Consider the following 18,251-nt stretch of genomic DNA (forward strand, 5'->3'; position numbering starts at 1 on the left):
CTGACATGTCATTACTCATGATTTTATTTTATACTAAGCCCGCGAACATGCTGTTCTAACATTTAGAATGGCCTCATGCCCCAGACGCGGTAGGCTTCATACCAAAAGACGCCGCAGACTATGGCGCCAAACAAGAGAATGAAGAGGTTATCGCGGGTGAAACTGTGAAACATCAACGCCAAGTAAAGCGCATAGAACACCGTTGAGAAGAGGGCATAGAAGAAGTACCGTGGAAACAGCAGTTTGCCCAGCTTGACGTAGTGCCGCAGCACCCCAATTTTAACTTCCCCCACCAGCACGTAGTGTCCGCCAACATCCTGCTTCTCCACCAAACCCAGTTCGCGCAGCTGTTCAAGATGATGGAAGGCGATGCTTGGGCTGCTAAAATGAAGCGCCCGCTGGACTTCACGGACGCCGGCGGGGTTGCCGTTTTTAAGCAAAAACCAGTAGACTTTCCATGCTTTGCCTCTTAGGGCATATTCTAGCTCTGTCTCGTTGTTGTTCAAGCAGGATTCCCTTAGCAGAGATAACGCTGCAGGGGGCATATAAGTCCAACTGTACGACATTTTCGTCTAATAAGTAGAACAGGCTTAGCAGATTCGCCAATTTCACGGTTTTCTCTCTTAATTTTTTGGGCACATTAGGAGTCTTGTCGTTTTGGTGTGGCAGGTATGACCATTTTTGGAATGAAGTTAAGTTCCATACCTCCGCGGGTAAAACCGGCTCACCCCCACGTCCGAGTGAGATCACCTAATTGAGACGTAAAACGATCACTGAAAATAATTGGAAACTACTAACCATTAGCGCACGTTTTGTAATTTAATGGTTCAGTTCGAAAATTTTTGCTGTTAAGGGCGTGTTAGCGGTTAACCGCAAAGCTTTAATTCAAAACATGGTCAAAATAACGACGAAGGTAATTAAAATGAAAAAATTTTCAACTTGCAGAAAAGCGCTCTCAAAAACGTTCCTTATGGTCATAGTCGCGGTTATTGCCATTGCTGTTGTTGGAAGCGCAGCCGCAATCTATCTAACCCAAAACCCAAGCACCCCAAACACAACCGCAACACCACCAGCATCAACAAATCCCTCCGAATCCTCAACCCCCGCACCCTCCGCCTCAACAGGCAATGGTATCGCAACTGCTACAAGCTTACAATTCTCAGTTAATCTAATAGAAAATGGGGTTCCACAAGGTGTTTACACATTCCTAGGTAAAAACATAGGCTCAAGTAGCTCCATGCTACGCGTAGATTGTAATGAAGGCGAATATTCAGACAACACCATATACATCTTCAACGGGGTACAGCATAAAGCTTGGAAAGGTTCTGGGAATGAATGGGAGGACCTCTCAACCTACTATGACCAAGAGTACGAAACATGGAACAATTTATGGAAGAGCTATGTAGGTAACCTTACAGCGTGGACTGGAACCGGGGGCTACTCATACACTCAAAATGGCCTAACCGTTAACTTCCATGATATACAAGTTAACCCCGAATTAGCGGACTCATTGTTTGAGCACACCTAAAAGAAAAAGGACAACTCCCCTAACACAGGCGTGCTTACACGCGCCTTTTTATAAAAAATTGTAATTACACACTTAAGCACAAAACCCACGATAGTATGCTCGGGTAAAAGATGAATTATTCTAAGCTACGAAAAAACCGATTAAACCGTGCAACCACATAAGCCCTGAATAAACCGTGTTTAAAACAACTTTGCTATAGAAGGACACTTCAGGTTTTAGCGTCCGTCATCGCCAAGGACTAATATGCTTTCGGAAGTTTTTTTAGCATCGAAATTTCGTCGTAAAAATGCAGCCTTCAAAACGTTAAATCAGCCAATGCTGAATCAAAAAGCAAGCTAGTGGCCAGAATGCGTGAAGAGGATACGCATGCCGAATAATTAGTAGAACAGCTATAGTTGATTGTTTTTTTATGCGTACGAAAATTGGTTGTTGCTGGACTTTTCCGTCGAGCGAAAGGCGCGTGTTGTGCGGATGAAAATGCACAAGTGATCCTCCTCTGCTACCGTTGTGTTGAGTTAGGTGATTCTTAAATAAGCAGCCAGCTATTCAGACATGTCAGAGTTGCTCTCAAATGACTCGGTTTGAACTAGCAAAACCCAAAAAGTTGGATAAAATTGAGCTTCTAAAAGGTCACCTGAGCACAGTTAACTGCATAGCATTAACCCCTAACGGTTGCTGCTTGGTCTCTGGAAGCCAAGACAAGACCGCTCGCGTGTGGTCCATGCTAGATGGCGAGTGCCTACGCGTCCTCAAAGGACACCAAGGACCTATTAACAGCGTAGTTGTAAGTGGCGATGGCAAGTTCGCAGTCACTGGCAGCAGCGATAAAAAGATAATCGTTTGGTCGCTGCAGGATGGAGAAGCCTTGGCAACTTTGGAAGGCCACCAAAGCGTTTTAGGCGTGATGTCTCTTGCCTTAAGCGCAGACGGCAGAATTTTGGTTTCAAGCGACAAAGTTAAGGAAATGTTTGTGTGGTCTTTGCCAAATCGAAAACGAGTTTGCCAAGTTAAGCCTCCTAGAAAAAGATACCTTTCCGGTGACATTGCGATGACAGTTGACGGGCGCTATGCTGTCGTGGGTGACTTCGTTTGGTCCTTGCCAACTAAAGCAGGCCTTTTTGCTAGTGCTAAACAGTTGTTCTCCATTGGATCGTTAGGTGCCATTATAACGTATGATGGGGTGCTCATCAATCACGTCGGGGGGACAAGAATCATGCTAAGGCCGCTCTTTACCCGAAGTGAGGTTGACGGAGTCATTCATTACGAAGTAGCCAGTCGCAGCGATACATCTAACGGGACATACGGTTACACAGCCGCCTATGGAGGTGCATGTAACCTTTACTCAGGCACTCCCTCCCCGGATAGCAACGCTTACGACGGAAATATTACGGCCCTGGGAGTTAGCCCCGACGGAGGAAAACTGGCCTCTATCACAGACCACCACATTGTAATTCGTAGGCTCGATAACGGATGGCCCGAGACTTTCCTCTCATATCCAGACGAAAAATACTTCAACTTGCATTCGGTGAAAAAACAAGGTCCGGGCTACACTTACAAGTCAAAAGAGCCAACTTGCGAACTAAACGAAATCGTGCTTGACTCAGACGTGAACACCGTCGCGGCTAGTGGCGACAGCAAGTACATTTTTCTCTGGCGCGGAAATTCAGAAACGGCACAAAAAGGAAAAAAGGTTTGAGCCGACAAAACGTTTAGAGCAACCGTCGCAGAATCAAAAACTGTTTAGTGCCCTGAATGAGTGAAGAGGATACGCATGCCGCATTTTGGGCATTCATGATAGAGCATTTTGCCGTTGCCATCGCATACAGGCTTCATTTCCTCGTAGCATTCGGGGCAGAGACGCTTAGGGTCCATTTTGCTTCAAGAACTGATTTGCAGTCTGCGGATATAACCCTTTGCAAAGGACACCATTGAAATCTACCTGCATGGGCTTCTCTGAGGGACCCTAAGAAAGCCGAGGGCTATTTTGCCAAAATGCCTATAAAAACAGACGTAGTAGTAAAGATTGGTTATCGCTTTTTGGAGATGACCTGCGTGGTTTTTTTAGGATTTAATGGAATTTTAAACAAAGACAAGAAAATTTTCACTGCCGCCCTTGCTGTTTTACTTGCTCTATCCGGTCTGCCGCTTCTCCTTGCACAGTCGGCGGCGGCGCAGTCAAACTATCTTTTCAGCGACGGCTTTGCAAGCGCAGATTTTTCGGCTTGGACGGGAACCAAAAGCTATCGCTCAGGCGTGAGTGCTTCTTTGCAGTCTGCAACTGCCCTTGACGACTCATACGCCATGAAGGTAGCGGTGGCTGATGGCTCAGGCGAAAACGGGGTCTGCATCTATAAAGACCTCACCACCAAATATGCAGCCATTAACGCGCGGGTGTATATGCGCCTCAACGGCAACCCCGCCTCAGATGCGAAACTGGAGGTCTTCGGGTTCAGTAGCGACGGCTGGATACCTAACACCGTCGGCGCCCAAGTTAACATCCACGGCAGCGGCGGCGCCGCTCAGTGGCAAGTGGATTATTACAGGAACGGCTGGCAAACCGCCATCTTTGGCACGGTCATCCCCGATAAGTGGTATTGTGTTGAACTCAAGCTTGTCATCGGCAGAGGAACAGGGGAAACCCGCCTCTACATAGACGAGGCAGAGGTATTCACGCAGACGGGTTTAACTAATACAGCGCCTGGAAGTTCGGTTCGCTACTTCTGTTTGGGCGTGGACGATGAATTCGGCGGCAACAACCTGAATGCGTTTTTTGATGCGGTGGCATTGTCGCAAAGCTACATTGGACCTATCTCGGTTCTGCCGACCCCGACGCCTTCGCCATCTCCGTCTCCCACCCCAACAGCTTCCCCAACGCCTACTATAGCCCCCACAGAAACGCCTTCGCCGACCCCTACAGCTACCCCAACCGCTTCCCCCACCAATACCCCAACACCTACACCTACTTCTTCCCCGACGCCCAGCCCCTCCCCATCTCCAACTCCAACCGCAACGCCCACATCTACACCAACTCCCTCGCCTTCACCCTCGCCCTCGCCGTCACCTACCGCCTCTCCTTCTCCGTCACCTTCGCCTACCCCAACCTTAACCCCAACAATCACCCCGACGCCCACACCCAGCCCAACCCCAACATCAACCCCCACCCCAACCTACAAAGAAGCCACCCTAAACCGACCCATACAGGCAAGCTGGATTGCAGCTGACGGAACCCTCTACGCGGGCTCAGGCAACACAGTGTATAAGAGCCCCGACGGCGGCGTAACCTGGCAATCCTTATTATCCTTCAGTGGAGCCACCACAACGCTGGACTGTGTCTATGTGAACCAGCAGGGGTACGTTTTTGCTTCGCCGGGCGCGGATTCCCTGACTTCCTCGGCGGGGCTCTATCGCAGCGTTAACGGTGGGCAAACCTGGACAAAAGTGATGGCGCTCTCTGTAGGATGCAGCATTTGGCCGATGGCTCAGGACAGGGATGGAAACCTTTTTGCGGGGATATACACGGCGGGCTGGAGGGCAAACGCAAGCATCTTTAAAAGCACCGACGGCGGCGCGCATTGGACCACCGTCTATTATGACCCCCACGCACGTCACATCCATGGCTTAGATGTCGATTTAAGCAACAACTACGTGTACGCCACGGTGGGGGACGTTAGGGTTACTCCTGAGTGGACCTGCTATGTCATCCGCTCAGTAAACGATGGGGCGCCCAATAGCTGGAGTAAAATCTTCACTTTACCCCAAATGCTCTCAGTGGAAGCAGTGAATAAAGTCGACGCAAACGGTCACCTCGTTTCGGTCGCCCGCATCTTTTCAACCGACTTTGACAACGGGCAAATCTGGAGAACCACCGACGATAGCAACTTTAACTTAGTCTTTGATATGGGAGATCAAGCCTACGGCTTCTGGATTCGCTCCAACAGCCTAAACGGCAAAATCTACGCGAGCTTTCTGTGCGGTGAAGGCCCCCGGCAGTGGATTTCAGGGATATATGTCAGCAGCGACTACGGTGCAAGCTGGAGCCTCTACAAGAGTTTCAGTGGACGCAGCCCCTACGACGGTTCGCCATCGGCAAGCAACTTCCAGGATGGCACCCTCTACTATGCAGTTCAGCTAAACGGGGTCTGGCAGAACGGAGTAAAAATTTATCCCTCCTACCAGAGCCCAAGCCAAAATACAGCGGCTCTGTCGGTTTTGGCTCCGACTGCTGAAATGGCGGTTTTGGTCGGGGTTATTTTTGGGCCCGCCCTTATCCTACATATGAGAGCAAGGAACCCGGTGGCAAGAACCAAATTGTGGCTTTGAAAAACAAAAAGAAAAGAAGGAAAGAGTTTAGGTTTGGGTTTTGTTTGCTGTTCCAGTCATTCCCGGGGGAAGATCTGGGAAGTTTGCGCTTACGCGTTGCTCCGCGACGGTTGCTGCTTCAGATAGGATTTTTGAGGCGTCTTCGTTGACGTTCTCGAAGTTCAATGACATACCGCTTGAGGTGCCTGCTTCAAACATTAATCCGCTTAGCATGTTGCCGATGTCGCCTAGTTCGCCCTCTGCCTCAGGCAATACGCCGCCAAGGCCGCTGCTGACGCTGCGCAATACACCGATGCATGGACCGAGCATAGCACAGACATCGCCGAGTTCAGAGACCGTTTTGATTCTAAGCGAAACCTGATCTAATGCGAGGCGCGCGTTCATTATGAGCCGGTTCATTTTGCGTATTTCAGCCAGTTCGGTAGCGTAGATGTTGGCGTGTGCTTGGTCGTGGTCGGTGTAGGCTTTGACGAGTTTAGCGAAGAGAGCCTTGTCTTTTTGGCTGAAGCGGTCGCTTGATTGGTCAAGCTTGCTGATTTGCATGTCAAGCTGTCTTACTGCAAAGTCAAGGCGGGGTTTCAGCGGCGGCGGGGGCTGCACGGTGTCTTTTAGGGCGTTGATCATTGAGTCGCCTTCTTTTTTAGATTCCCATTTTTTAGCAAATCGTTCAGACATGTTAACATCCTCTTGAACACCGATACGGCAAATGACGCTTTTAATTGTTGCTAACATGCAGGTATATATGTAAAAAACAGTGCGTGTTTCCTGCGCGATCAAGTTAACCACAATCACCTGCAAGCATAGAAGAAAAAGGCAGTCACCACCAAAATCCCAAAAGAGAGGAATTAAAGCGCTCTTAACCTAAAAACACGTAAAATTGATATGCTGAAAATCAGAAGATACCGCCGACTATGAACGCGACCAGCGCCAGCATCATCGCGTATTTCCATATGTGCCGTGCTTTGTTGGGGTTTTTAAACAGCAGCGGCATCGAGCACAGAAACACCGCGTCGGCGACAAGTACCACACCAAGGTAGCCTATGCCTAAAAGCCCCAGCGGATAATACGCCACGACGCTAAGAACGATGGCGAGGAGCAGAAGCGCTATGGCTATGGCGTTGGCTTTCTTTACACCGATGATTTTAGGCAGACTCTTTTGGTTACTGTCCCCCCGCATGTCCTCAACGTCCTTGACGACTTCGCGGGCGGTAATCGAGAGAAAAGCCGCTGCAGCCATAAACAAGACGGGGCCGACGTTGCCCACTATGACGCCGCCGTAGATAAACGCTAAAACCGCCAGCAACCCAATAAAGATGTTGCCGAAAGCCTTCACCCGCTTCTTCACCGAGAAATCATAGGTTAACTCCAAAACCAAAGCTGCTAAAACCACGATAACCGACAAAACCCCCGCCTGCAAAGCCACCAGCGCACCCAAAACAAGCGAAACAGCGAAAAGCACACCTGAATAAGCCAATGCGGCGCGGGGGCTTATTTTTCCTGAGGGGAGAGGGCGTTCGGGATGGTTGATTTTGTCGGCTTCACAGTCAAAATAGTCATTTAATGTGTTGCTTGCGCTGGTGAAGGTGAAACCGACAAAGAACGCGAGGACTGCAGGTACCCAGAGGGCAGTTATGCCTGTTCCAGCCGCCACAAATACAGCGGCAAATATGGCGACTGCGCCAAGCAGCGAGGTGAATGGGCGGCCCAGCGCAAAGAGGGCAGAAGCTTTAGAGGCGGCTTGGTTAGAACTCATAGGTTTCGGGTCCAGATGAGCCTGCAATCACGGCTCGCTTGGAGTTGGGGGGATACTTGCTGGGTTGAGGCGATTTTTCGCTGAACAGTTGTCTGTGCACAAAGTAGAGGTCTTCTTCGCGCTGTTTACGAATCAACTCTTTTTCGCCTGCACCGTAGCGTTTCAGGTACTGCGTACCCGAGTTAAGCACCTTTGAGCGCACGGAGAGCGCGATAAGTGTAAGAAGCTGCTGGTCTGACCAGGTGGAGCCCGCGGAGCCCTGCTGCACATACATCAAGCTGCTGAAGTCCGAACGGTAAGGCGGCAGCATCATGCCCGTGGGAAACTGGAATTTTGTATGCCGCACCGTCACGTCGATGTTGGGTAACTCACGGAAAATCTCGGGGTGCTTAATCGCCCAATCCAGCGAGTAGTTGATAAGAAAAATCGCGCAGAAAGAGGTGTTCTTCTCGGTTTTCCGCATAAGTTCCTGAAGCTGCAACGCGAAGTTGCCGGCGTGTCCTGATGGCTCAAGGCTTTCGCCTAAATCGCCTAGAAAACAGAGTTTAACATTGTATTTTTGCGCGTATTCTTCGTAGATGGGGAAGAGGTTTTTGAGGCCTACAAAGATGTCGGGGTAATTCTCGCGGTTTTTATGTTTCTCCTCGATGACGTTGATGTAGCATGCAGGCATACCCAGCACCCGCAGCATATGGATGACGCGTAGGCAGAATATGCCGCCGTCGAAGTAGGCGTCTTGGCCCTTCTGCGCTGTGGAGGTACGCATGCCATCGGTCATTTCGTAGATGACGGTGCGTAGCAGTTCATCGTCGATGTTTTCTATGTCAAGAGTTTTGCAGAGTTCTTGGAAGCGACTTTTGATGGTTTGGTCAGTTAGCAAATCATATACGGGTTGCAAGTGGTTCCCTCTGAGATGTTAGTAAGGGATAATATGCGTCCAAAATATAATACTTGCTTTAGCCAGGGCATATTTTGGGCAAAAAACGGTGACTGCACCGACAAGGCAAAAAGATGGAGACAACGGAGGCTTCAACGCGGTGACTGCACAACATATATAATTTCATTTGCAGGCAAAATATATGGAAAGCAATGTCAAATCACCCCCCGATATCCCAATCAAAAATTAAAAAACAGAAAGCCCTACGGGTGCTGCTGATGATTGTGGGCACCATCTCGCTTGCGCTAGGCACCATCGGATTATTCCTACCCATCTTGCCCACGACGCCTTTTCTTTTGCTTGCCGCCGCCTGTTACCTGCGGAGTTCGGAGCGGATGCATAAGTGGCTGCTTGGGAACCGATGGTTTGGGGAATACATAAAGAACTATCAGGCGGGGCGGGGCATACCGATGAAAACTAAGCTTGTAGCGTTGGCGGTTTTGTGGGGTACGATTTTGTACTCGACGTTTTTTGTGGTTGATGAGGTCTTGGTTTTGCAGGTTGTGCTGGTGGCTATTGCGGTGGGGGTAAGTGCCCATTTGATTAGGCTGCCGACTTTCAAGGGAACATGTAGAAACCAGCCGCAGAAGAGCCTATGAGAAACATTAAAAGCCCCAGCAGACAACCTATCACATACAGAATCGTTGGTGAAACTGCTTGAGTGACAATTACGCACCCCTCGTCGGCGATAGTTACGCTCCAGACAAAATCCGAGTTATCATTCCAGTCGGCGGCAAAGCCACCCGCCTGCTGCCCTTGACGGCGGAAACCAGCAAAGCCTGCCTGCGCCTGCTTAACCGGCCGCTGGTGGAGTTTTCGCTTCTCTCGCTGGCAAGCCAGGGAATACGTAATTTTATCTTCGGCGTCAAAGGCTACACCAACTATCGGGACCTGTTTGATTATTTCGAGTCAGGCTACGGCTTCTCAGCCCGCTACAACATTAAACCCCGAATTCACATCAAATATCAACCGAATTTTCCTGATTTAGGCAGCGCGGACTCTGCACGCCTGAACATGGAGTACTATGAGCTATGCAACCCCGTCTTTGCCGTGCAGGGCGACAACATCTTTGATTTACAGGTCAAAAAACTCTTTGATTTTCACAGGGAAAAAGAAGCCTGCCTCACCATTGTGCTGCGGGAGGTCGATAACGTGGAGGGCTTTGGCATCGCGGACCTTGACAAGGACGGGCGAATTATGCGTTTCGTCGAGAAACCATTGCCTAAAGATGCCCCCAGTAACCTTGCTAACACGGGGCTGTATGTGATTTCGCCGGAAGTGAAAAAAATCTTCAAAGAGAAGGGCGTGCAGCAAATCATCAAAGAAAAGAACCGCCTGGACTTCGGCTACGACTTCATCCCCTACGTTATCGAGTCGGGGCGTCCAGTGTACGGCTACACGCTTAAGGGCAGCTGGTTTGATGTGGGTACACCTAAGAATTATTTGGAAGCCATGAAGAACCTGCTGCATGGCGGCTTCTCGACGCTTCAGGATTTCGGCGGCAGATTAAGCGGTGAGGGCATGGTTTGGGTTCAGGGTGAAAGCAACGACTCCGAGAAGCGTCGCCAGGAAATCATAAATAAGATTAAGCAGGGCAAGATTGAGATTGAAGGCGCCGTGTTGATTGGGCGGCACTGCGAAATCGAGGATGGCGTACGCATCGTAAACAGCTGCATCGATAATTTCACGCGGATCGGCAAGAACGCGGTTATCAGTAACTCAGCGATCATGGACCGAGTCACGATTGGCGACAACGCGGAGGTGCATGACAGCATCATCGGGCGTCATGTTGCAATAAATAGTTCCTGCCGCTGCCCCACAAGGGTTTCGGCGGTCAGCGTTATAGCAGATGATGTCACCTTGGAGGAAGGCTGTAACTTGACGGCGTCAAAGGTGTATCCGCATCAGCGCATCCGAGGCGAATTCCAGAACCAAACCGTAATCGCAAACTAAGCCTTAAACCACTTAAACATCAGATACTGAATCCGCTTCGAGGACAAGTCAGGCACCGCGATGATGAAGCGTTTACGCACAGTCGTGGCTAAGCGCCCGTTCTTGACGATTTCTGTAGCGGATATGTCGCTTCCCGCCCGCTTAACCGTCACCATGTAGGGCGCATGCTCAACGCCTGGGCCATACTTGTAAACGGCGAAGTCCACGCCGAATTTGATGCCGGGCGTCACAATTAAGCCGCTGTCGCGCAAATCATGATAAACCGCATATTTCTCTTCGAATTCATCGTAGAGCTGCTTGGCTTTCTGCCGCAGCTTTTCGAGGCTCACTTCGGCTCCAGTGGGGTTTTCGTAGATTTCGATTTTCTCGGTCTCCGCCAAGTAAAGCCCCTCCATAAGGTCCAAAACCAGCGGCACGTCGAATTCGGGGATTTTAGGTTTAGGGATACCGACGGGTTTGCCGTAGTAGGCGGTTTTGTAGAGGTCAGAGCCTTCGGTGGAGTTCCATACGACAAGGAAGTTTTCGAGGAGTTCCACTTTGATTTTTGCCATTGAAGGCGCCTACATGATGAAGGAAACCAGTCGTGCAGCATCCGCGGCGTCCTCGGCTTTGTCAGCGGAGTTCTCCAGCAACTGCAGAACGTCGCGTAGCAGGAGCAATGCAGGGATATCGATTTTGCTGGCAAGCACCTTTATGGTTAAGGCTCGGTACTGGTCGTCCACGATGCGCTCGGCGATTTCGACGTCTTTGGCGCGTTCCAGGGTTTTTTGGCTGCCGTAGTTGAGCACCATCATGGTTTCCCGGAGCTTCAGAACGGAGTCGAGTACTGCCAGGGAGAGTTTAAGGAGGTCTTTTTTGACTTCTGGTGGTATAGCCCAGTTGTGCTCCATGATTTCTACAAGGTAATATGCTATGCCCTCGCTGAAGTCAGCGATTTCGCTTGAAAGATTGGTGAATCGGAGGAAGTCTTCGCGGGCGTAGAGGATAGCGCCGATTTCGGCGAGTTCCTGGCTTACCATGCGCCGGGCTTTCACCACTTCTTCTTCGCCTGCTTTGATTTCGCTGAACAGTTTACGGACGCTTTCTTTGTCTCCGCTTGCGAAATACTCGACGAGTTGAGGGATTTTCCTTGACACGTCAACTACTTTGCGTAGGTTGTCTTGGCAGGCGTTTAATGCTCTGCGCTTAACACGTTCTTCTGTTTCTGATGGAAGTACCAATAACTTTCCCCCGCTCTAACAGTCCCAGATTTATACCATGTAAGGTTGCACTTGTTCATTAAAAAAGGTAGCTGCTCAAGTTTTTATTTGGCTCCCTAAGTCCTCGAAATTTGCTTTGCACTCAAAGTATCGGTGAAGCAGCGATGGCAAATCAGCGACTGGGGTGCGGACTTGCTGCCAGCTGTCGCGGTCGCGGATCGTAACGGTGCCCTTCTCGAGCGTATCATAGTCTATAGTTATGCCCAGCTGAACGCCTGCTTCGTCTGCGCGGGCGTAGCGTCTGCCTATGCTGCCGGTTTCGTCGTAGTCAGTCATGAAGCCCTCGCAGGCCAGTTGACGCTGGATTTCGCGGGCTTTACAGTCTAAACCGTCTTTGCCCATCAGTGGGTAAATGCCGACTTGGATGGGTGCTATGCTGCGGGGGAAACTCATCACGACACGGTCATCTTTAAGGCCATACGCATATTCTAAGGCGATGTAGAAGAGGCGGTCGCAGCCAAAACTGGGCTCCACCACATGGGGCACAAAGCGTTTGCCACGCACCGTGGTTTTCTGCATGCCGATTTCCAGGTGCTCAGCGAAAACCTGGTAGCCCTCCACCATGACGCTGCCCTTCTCGCGAAGTTCATCGGCGATTTGCTGCGCAGGGACTTTGGCGATTGCCGCCGCAACTTTGCCTGCTTCACCCTTAAAGACGGGTCCCAGCTTAGCCAAAATAGGCTTCACCGTAAGTTCTTCGGTTTCCACTGGGTTTTTGAATTCCTTGTAAACAGTCATGTCTACGCCGCTGGCTTTCATGTGGCAGGACAGGTCAAAATCGGTGCGGTACGCGTGGCCTGAAACCTCAACCCAGCCCCAGCGATCAACGAGGACTTCCTGGTCGAAGCTTTGGCTGCTGTAGTGGGCTTTCTCCCATGTGAGTTTCTCTAGGAACCGCTGCTTCTCCGCGGGGACACCAAGCTCAGTGAGGAGCCGTTTTGCCTGCGCCATAAAGAAGGCTTGCCATTCACTGCGGATAACGCCCTTGTCGAGTGCCTCCCGCACGGTGAAGAGCGTGACGTCCTCGCATTCCTTGAGCCGCGTGTCACAGAGCAGAATAGGCAGCACCTCGTCTTGGACTTCGCAGAGGCGGTCGCATGTGGCTTCTTCTGGGTCAAAGAAGAACTCAAGGTCAGCAATCGTGAATTCTCTTAGGCGAATCAGGCCTTGCCGCGGCGAAATCTCGTTTCGCAGTGCCTTGCCGATGTTGATGCAGCCAAACGGCAGCTTCTCGCGGGCAACGTTGTAGAGGCGGTTGAACTCCACAAAGATGTTCTGTGCCGCTTCGGGTCTGCCGTAGCCTACTGAGCCCGCGTAGGGGCCGATGGTGGTTTCGAACATGGTGAGGTAACGTGTGGGTTCGCCGAAGGTGCCTTTGCAGTCGGGGCAGACGATTTCGTGATGCACCAGTTCCTCATTGATTTCTTCAAGGCTCATTTTTTCTGCTTCGGCGCTGCTGATGCCCTTGTCTTCGAGCAAATGATCCGCGCGGAAGCGTGTGTGGCATTTCTGGCACTCCACCATGGGCTCCTTGAAATGCGCCACGTGCCCCGACGCCTCAAAAACCTTGGCGGGGGTGATAACTGAGGATTCCATCTCGAAGATACCGATTTTTTTGACAAAAAGCTCCCGCAGCCTCGCCTCCACGTTCTGTTTGAGGCGTGCGCCGAGGGGGCCGTAAGTGACAAAGCCGCCGCTGCCGCCATAGATTTCAAAGCTGCTCCAGAAGAAGCCGCGGCGCTTAGCGAGTTCGTTGACTGCGACGAATTTATCGCACACTGGTTTGCTACATTTAACTTCGCTGCTCAAAGCACATTACCTGTTTTATCAACTTAGAAAGGATTAACAATTAAAACATTACCGTTTAAAATTAACTTACTATTGTCTCGTTGTTTAAGGTGAGACATGATCTTTATGAGGGGTCACCCCTATTCTTGGTTATATTGAGTATTGTACATACTTACAGTTTTAATAATGGTCGATTATGCAGGTAAATGTTGATAAAGTTTAGGCGAAAGCAATAATATACTTCTCTAATTAATAATCCAAAATTTCTTAAGTAATCAAGCAGTAAGTATCCAAAATGGTGCTGACTTGCCTGCATACTCACAAATTAAAATCGAACGTTTAAAAAGAAAAGTCTCGCCATACCTTCAAAAAGCTAAGGATCTTTATGAAAGTGGTCATTTCGAAGCTGCGGAAAGAGAAATCAGACACGCCAAAAAAGAATTGTCGAAGGAGAATGCCGCACCTCCAATATTAATGATTCATATTGCAAAGCTCTTAAATAATATAGGTAATGGTTACACTCAGTCAGAAAAGTTTGAAGAATCTTTTAACTGCCTCTCGAAAGCGTTTGAACTCATGTTAACTTATAAAGCAAGCACACAAAACATACGACTCACGTTTAGCAATTTAATTAACCCTGCCTTATTCTGTTGTGAATTTGATTACTTAAAGGACAAAATTAAGTATCTTTCTGAAATACCAATGCCTAAAGAGTTTAAGGATTTATTATTACGGACAAGCAAATCTATAAAAAATTTGGAAAATAATGAACCTGATGTTAAAATCACTCCTCCAGAATGTTGCGGTTCACAATCGACTAAAAGACTTTGTGATTACATTTACATGCCTAACGCTTTGGAAAGAGTGCCTGTTCAATTGGGAATCGACTTGTCCCTTTTTGATCATCAAACACTCTCTTGTTCGATTTCAATTGAACCCGATAAAGGCGTGAAGATTTCCGATGTTTATAAAACAGATAGTTGGAAAAAATTCGGTCTTTCCGAAGCTAAGCAGAAAAAGCAGTTCACACCCAACTTAGTTTTGTTCTTGTCAGAAAATGGGCATATTCCTATGAACTCCATTAAAGTAAAAAACCAATTTGGACAATCAGTTGATTTTGACTTTAAAGAGGTGTTTGCTGAGGTCACAATTCCTTCGTCATATCCCCGTTTCGGGGGTACATTCGGAAGAAAAAGAAGAATACCAAAATTAAAATCTTTTAAATATTTTAGAGGCAAGGCTGGCATTATTGAATGGGAATTAAAGAGCGAGCCTTATTGTGTAGAATTAAAAGTTAAGAATCTTGAAAAAGTCAAGTCTCCCAGTTGCACATTTTCTATTGCATTAGGCTTTTTAACGCCCTTTAAAACAGTTAACCTTAGGAATAGCAGTCTCAACATTTCCGAAAAGTTGAAATTAACCGCTTGTTCACAGAAAAGGATACCATACTTCAATGATCAAAAAGAACCAGGTGCTTTCTTTTCTGTCAGTTTGCCCATTTCTTTATCAGCTAAACAATTTGTAGAAGGTTGGGTACCAAAAAAGATAAGCGGAACCAGTAAATTTGAAATAACAAATCCTTCAGAAACCATTTACCCTGATTACTCCATTTTTGGTTTGCTTTTAAACTACATTATCATACCTGGAAATAAATCAATCTCAATTACGGAATGGGAGCAACCAATCCCGACTGGGTTAGCTCACTTTATAATGGATAAGCAATTTGGTTTTCCACCTTTATGTGCATATACCATAGCTAATAACTCTGAGAAAGAGATCATCACTGAAATGACAACGGAAATAGAGGGATTTTCCAACAGACAAGAAGATATCAAGCAAGTGCTCCCTTATTCAATAGGAAATATCAACCACACACCCCTGCTTAATAAGAATGCTATGAAGCTTAGAGACACAAGCCCTGCATCTTTGAAGGCGGCCGTAAGTATAAACGGCAACATTGCACTAAAAAATACTTTTCAAGTTCAAATGCTTGCTCCGGAAACTATGATTTGGGAGATTCTTAATCCCTTTACCCAAGAAGTTTATAATCTACATGATTTCATTGCAGCATGGGTTACGCCACATTGCATGGAAGTTGAAAAGCTAGTTGCTAGAGCAAAGGAAAAACATCCACAGAAACAACTGTTTGGTTATAGTGGTAATTCTCTTCAAGCGGTTGGTAATTTATATTCTCAATGTGAAGCCATTTTTTTAGCAGTTAAAGAGACAGGTATTACTTATGTTAATGCATCAAATTGTTTTGGGTGGAATGAACCCTATGCATACCAACGTGTAAAACTGCCTACAACTACCCTTATTAGTAGATCAGCTGACTGCATAGATGGTACAGTTCTATTCGCTAGTTTATTAGAGCACGTTGGAATCCAGCCAATAATAATACTTCTTCCGAATCATGCTTTGGTAGGCTGGAAAAAAGTAAAGGATTCTATGGATTTTGAGTTCCTTGAGACAACAGTTATTCCGTCTTGTGATTTTAAGAACGCAATAGAAGCTGCAAAGAAAAGAATCGAGGCAACTCTAGACTACTTTCGAGAAACACATCAACCAATTAGACCCAACTTGACATTCAATGAAGCGGTGGAAATGCTATATATCCGTATTATAGATGTCGCCAAGATGCGAGAAAAAAAGGTTTTCCCTAGAAGCTAAGAAGCAAAAAAGGTTTATCAGCTCTTTTTGCAATTTCAAGAAAGATTTCAGCCAAGAAATCGCTTTTCTATCTTAGGTAGTTTATGTTTATGTTTGGTGTGGCTGCCAACGCGGGTTTTGCCAGTAGCTCTACGAAGCGGAAGCCTTTGGTGGGGTGATACAGGTTGGCGGATGCGCTTCCCCGCACAATCCATGCCGTGTCCAAGCCCATTTCGGTTCCCGCCGCCGCATAAACCAGCTCGCCCTCGGGGATTGCGCCTGCGTCGGTTGCCATCAAAACCGCCTCCATGCACACCAGTGTTCCCGGCGAAATAAGCTCAAGCGTCTTGGCGGCGATGTCAAGAGGCGTTGTTGTGCGCAAATGGATGCGCATCGAGAAGCTTGGCCCAAAAAACGGTATGGTGCCGCGGATGATGGGCACGCCTAGCGCGTCGAGTTTTGCCTTGTTTTCTTCGGTGACGCTTAGCGGGACGCGTTCGAGGCGGCGTTTCTGCCATTCTTCGCGGCGGGCTTTGAGTTCGGGGATTTTGTCGAATAAGTCGGCGTTTTGGGGGTTGACTTCCCAGAACATACCCTGCGGGCAGGTGACGCATATGATTTTGCGGTTTTTTATTTGCTCGGCGGCGCGGACGGCGCTGTCGCCCGTCACGGACGCTACTACCAAAAACTCAAGCGGTTGTGGTGCATCCTGTAGGATAGTTAGGGTTTGGTCTGTGTTTACGGGTCCAGGTCGCTCAAATACCTTCAAGATAGCCATCTCTACAGCGTGATATAGAAGCATCTTGATTTAAAAGCTATTCAAGTCATCGCTTGAGCAATTAATGGTGCTGCCAGCATGTTTCTTTACTGTTTGAGCATAGATGGGATTTAAAAAGATGAAACGTACTTTTGGCAGGATAGCACTATGTTTAGTAATCCTGAAAAAAGAACCGCAGTTATTTGGCTGTGCGCTTCGGTTGTGTGCTTAATACTGATTTTCTTTCCGGGCTTAGTAGGTATTGATGGATTTGACGGCGGCTTCGCTATTTCATTTGTCTGTTTATTCTTGGCGGTTTCTGGTCTTTTTGTATCTGCATTATTTTTTGATCACGCGGGCAAACTTGATAGGTTATTATTCGGTGAAGGCCTGATAGCGCATTGGGTTTATGACCGGCAAGAGTGGGAACGCTTTGCCAAAATAGACCACGTTGAAGATAAGGCTGAAAAAAGAGGGCTTTTTCTTGTGGTAGCAGCGTTTGCATTGTTTTTCGGGTTTTTATTCTGGATATTAGACTCCGATGCTGGATTCATAGTGTTCTTGGCAATGCTGGGGCTGACTGGATTAGTCGGGGTTGTTTGGCAGCTGTCATCTTGGAGCGGACTAAATCATAATCTAGCTGGAACACCTGAAACCTACGTCAGCAAAGACGCACTCTACCTTAATCGCAGGCTCTACGTTTTCCACGACTTCTTAACTAAACTTGATAAAGTTTCTATAAGCGAAAAAAACGGCTGCTTATTCTTGGTATTTAGATACTCCGCGCTCAGTAGGACAGGTACTACTGGGTATTCCACCCGAGTTTTGGTGCCTTCCGGTCCGGGACAAAAAGAAGTAGCCGAGCAAGTGATGAAGCAGATAAAGGGCTAATCAGCCGTTCTTTCTCTCAAAACGCTGCGATTCTGCTTGTAGAATCCACAAACAGTTTTCAGTTTGCCCTAAGGCCATTTGCCAAAAAACGTTGTTTTCCATAAACCGGGTGAGTTTGGGGATAAATAGAGTCCCTGCTAAAAAGAAAAACAAAGATCGACCGGCTTTTTATAAGGGGAGGGAGGTGGTGGTGGAGCAAAAGACGTTTGGGGTATAGGGAAGCGTCAGCTGAATCTACACTTCGTCTCGGTTTAGGAGCAAATGCACAGTTCCTAGACCTATAACGCTGCAGATGCCTAACCTGTCAATGGGTGTGTTTACATCTGCTGGGTTTTTTGGTTGCCTAAGCTGCTTTTGTTGAGCCTATAAATAGAGGGGGGGTAGAGCTGGCAGAGCAACAGAGCCATCAAAGGCGC

Annotated in this window: 16 protein-coding genes; 7 read left to right on the forward strand and 9 right to left on the reverse strand. The window is 48.1% G+C overall.

What is annotated here, in order from left to right; genetic code table 11:
• Positions 1-62 precede the first annotated feature (62 nt).
• Positions 63-506, reverse strand: a complete 444-nt coding sequence (locus NWE93_05095; GenBank protein ID MCW3999594.1) for a hypothetical protein — start codon at positions 504-506, stop codon at positions 63-65.
• A gap of 350 nt (positions 507-856) precedes the next feature.
• On the opposite strand from NWE93_05095, the gene NWE93_05100 reads away from it, so the two are divergent.
• Together NWE93_05100 and NWE93_05105 are read left to right on the forward strand one after the other, a co-directional pair.
• On the forward strand, positions 857-1,528 hold the full coding sequence (locus NWE93_05100; protein ID MCW3999595.1) for a hypothetical protein: 672 nt from the start codon (positions 857-859) through the stop codon (positions 1,526-1,528).
• 571 nt (positions 1,529-2,099) lie between these two features.
• Positions 2,100-3,224 (forward strand): hypothetical protein, encoded by a 1,125-nt coding sequence (locus tag NWE93_05105; protein MCW3999596.1) that lies wholly within the window; start codon positions 2,100-2,102, stop codon positions 3,222-3,224.
• A 44-nt stretch (positions 3,225-3,268) separates the two neighbouring features.
• On the opposite strand, the gene NWE93_05110 is transcribed toward NWE93_05105, so the two are convergent.
• Positions 3,269-3,400, reverse strand: coding sequence for a hypothetical protein (locus tag NWE93_05110; protein MCW3999597.1), 132 nt, complete (start codon positions 3,398-3,400; stop codon positions 3,269-3,271).
• Positions 3,401-3,520: 120 nt separating this feature from the next.
• On the opposite strand from NWE93_05110, the gene NWE93_05115 reads away from it, so the two are divergent.
• Positions 3,521-5,848, forward strand: a complete 2,328-nt coding sequence (locus tag NWE93_05115) for a hypothetical protein (GenBank protein ID MCW3999598.1) — start codon at positions 3,521-3,523, stop codon at positions 5,846-5,848.
• 27 nt (positions 5,849-5,875) lie between these two features.
• On the opposite strand, the gene NWE93_05120 is transcribed toward NWE93_05115, so the two are convergent.
• The 3 genes from NWE93_05120 to NWE93_05130 all read right to left on the reverse strand — a co-directional run bounded on the left by NWE93_05120 (position 5,876) and on the right by NWE93_05130 (position 8,499).
• Complete coding sequence (locus NWE93_05120) at positions 5,876-6,523, reverse strand: Snf7 family protein (protein ID MCW3999599.1); 648 nt, start codon at positions 6,521-6,523, stop codon at positions 5,876-5,878.
• A gap of 217 nt (positions 6,524-6,740) precedes the next feature.
• Positions 6,741-7,601, reverse strand: a complete 861-nt coding sequence (locus NWE93_05125) for a UbiA family prenyltransferase (protein MCW3999600.1) — start codon at positions 7,599-7,601, stop codon at positions 6,741-6,743.
• Positions 7,591-8,499, reverse strand: coding sequence for a hypothetical protein (locus tag NWE93_05130; protein MCW3999601.1), 909 nt, complete (start codon positions 8,497-8,499; stop codon positions 7,591-7,593). The genes NWE93_05125 and NWE93_05130 overlap by 11 nt, the downstream gene beginning before the upstream one ends.
• A 191-nt stretch (positions 8,500-8,690) precedes the next feature.
• On the opposite strand from NWE93_05130, the gene NWE93_05135 reads away from it, so the two are divergent.
• Both NWE93_05135 and NWE93_05140 read left to right on the forward strand, forming a co-directional pair.
• Positions 8,691-9,137: a YbaN family protein gene (locus NWE93_05135; GenBank protein MCW3999602.1), complete on the forward strand. Its 447-nt coding sequence runs from the start codon at positions 8,691-8,693 to the stop codon at positions 9,135-9,137.
• A gap of 58 nt (positions 9,138-9,195) precedes the next feature.
• The gene (locus tag NWE93_05140; GenBank protein ID MCW3999603.1) at positions 9,196-10,491 is read left to right on the forward strand and encodes an NDP-sugar synthase; all 1,296 of its coding nucleotides are present in this window, start codon (positions 9,196-9,198) and stop codon (positions 10,489-10,491) included.
• On the opposite strand, the gene endA is transcribed toward NWE93_05140, so the two are convergent.
• The 3 genes from endA to glyS all read right to left on the reverse strand — a co-directional run bounded on the left by endA (position 10,488) and on the right by glyS (position 13,559).
• Positions 10,488-11,033: a tRNA-intron lyase gene (endA, locus tag NWE93_05145; GenBank protein ID MCW3999604.1), complete on the reverse strand. Its 546-nt coding sequence runs from the start codon at positions 11,031-11,033 to the stop codon at positions 10,488-10,490. The genes NWE93_05140 and endA overlap by 4 nt on opposite strands.
• An 18-nt stretch (positions 11,034-11,051) precedes the next feature.
• On the reverse strand, positions 11,052-11,711 hold the full coding sequence (locus tag NWE93_05150) for a DUF47 domain-containing protein (GenBank protein MCW3999605.1): 660 nt from the start codon (positions 11,709-11,711) through the stop codon (positions 11,052-11,054).
• 75 nt (positions 11,712-11,786) lie between these two features.
• Positions 11,787-13,559, reverse strand: a complete 1,773-nt coding sequence (gene glyS, locus NWE93_05155; GenBank protein ID MCW3999606.1) for a glycine--tRNA ligase — start codon at positions 13,557-13,559, stop codon at positions 11,787-11,789.
• A gap of 285 nt (positions 13,560-13,844) precedes the next feature.
• Between glyS and NWE93_05160 the strand changes: the two genes are divergently transcribed.
• Positions 13,845-16,208 carry a hypothetical protein gene (locus tag NWE93_05160; GenBank protein MCW3999607.1) on the forward strand — a complete coding sequence of 788 codons (2,364 nt, stop codon included), beginning with the start codon at positions 13,845-13,847 and terminating at the stop codon, positions 16,206-16,208.
• Between the two features lie 67 nt (positions 16,209-16,275).
• Here the strand turns inward: NWE93_05160 and NWE93_05165 are convergent, their stop codons facing one another.
• Complete coding sequence (locus NWE93_05165) at positions 16,276-16,956, reverse strand: hypothetical protein (GenBank protein MCW3999608.1); 681 nt, start codon at positions 16,954-16,956, stop codon at positions 16,276-16,278.
• A 156-nt stretch (positions 16,957-17,112) separates the two neighbouring features.
• On the opposite strand from NWE93_05165, the gene NWE93_05170 reads away from it, so the two are divergent.
• Positions 17,113-17,835, forward strand: a complete 723-nt coding sequence (locus NWE93_05170) for a hypothetical protein (GenBank protein ID MCW3999609.1) — start codon at positions 17,113-17,115, stop codon at positions 17,833-17,835.
• The last annotated feature ends 416 nt before the right edge of the window (positions 17,836-18,251 follow it).

The sequence above is a fragment of the Candidatus Bathyarchaeota archaeon genome (genome assembly GCA_026014735.1).
Taxonomy (GTDB): Archaea; Thermoproteota; Bathyarchaeia; order Bathyarchaeales; family Bathycorpusculaceae; genus Bathycorpusculum.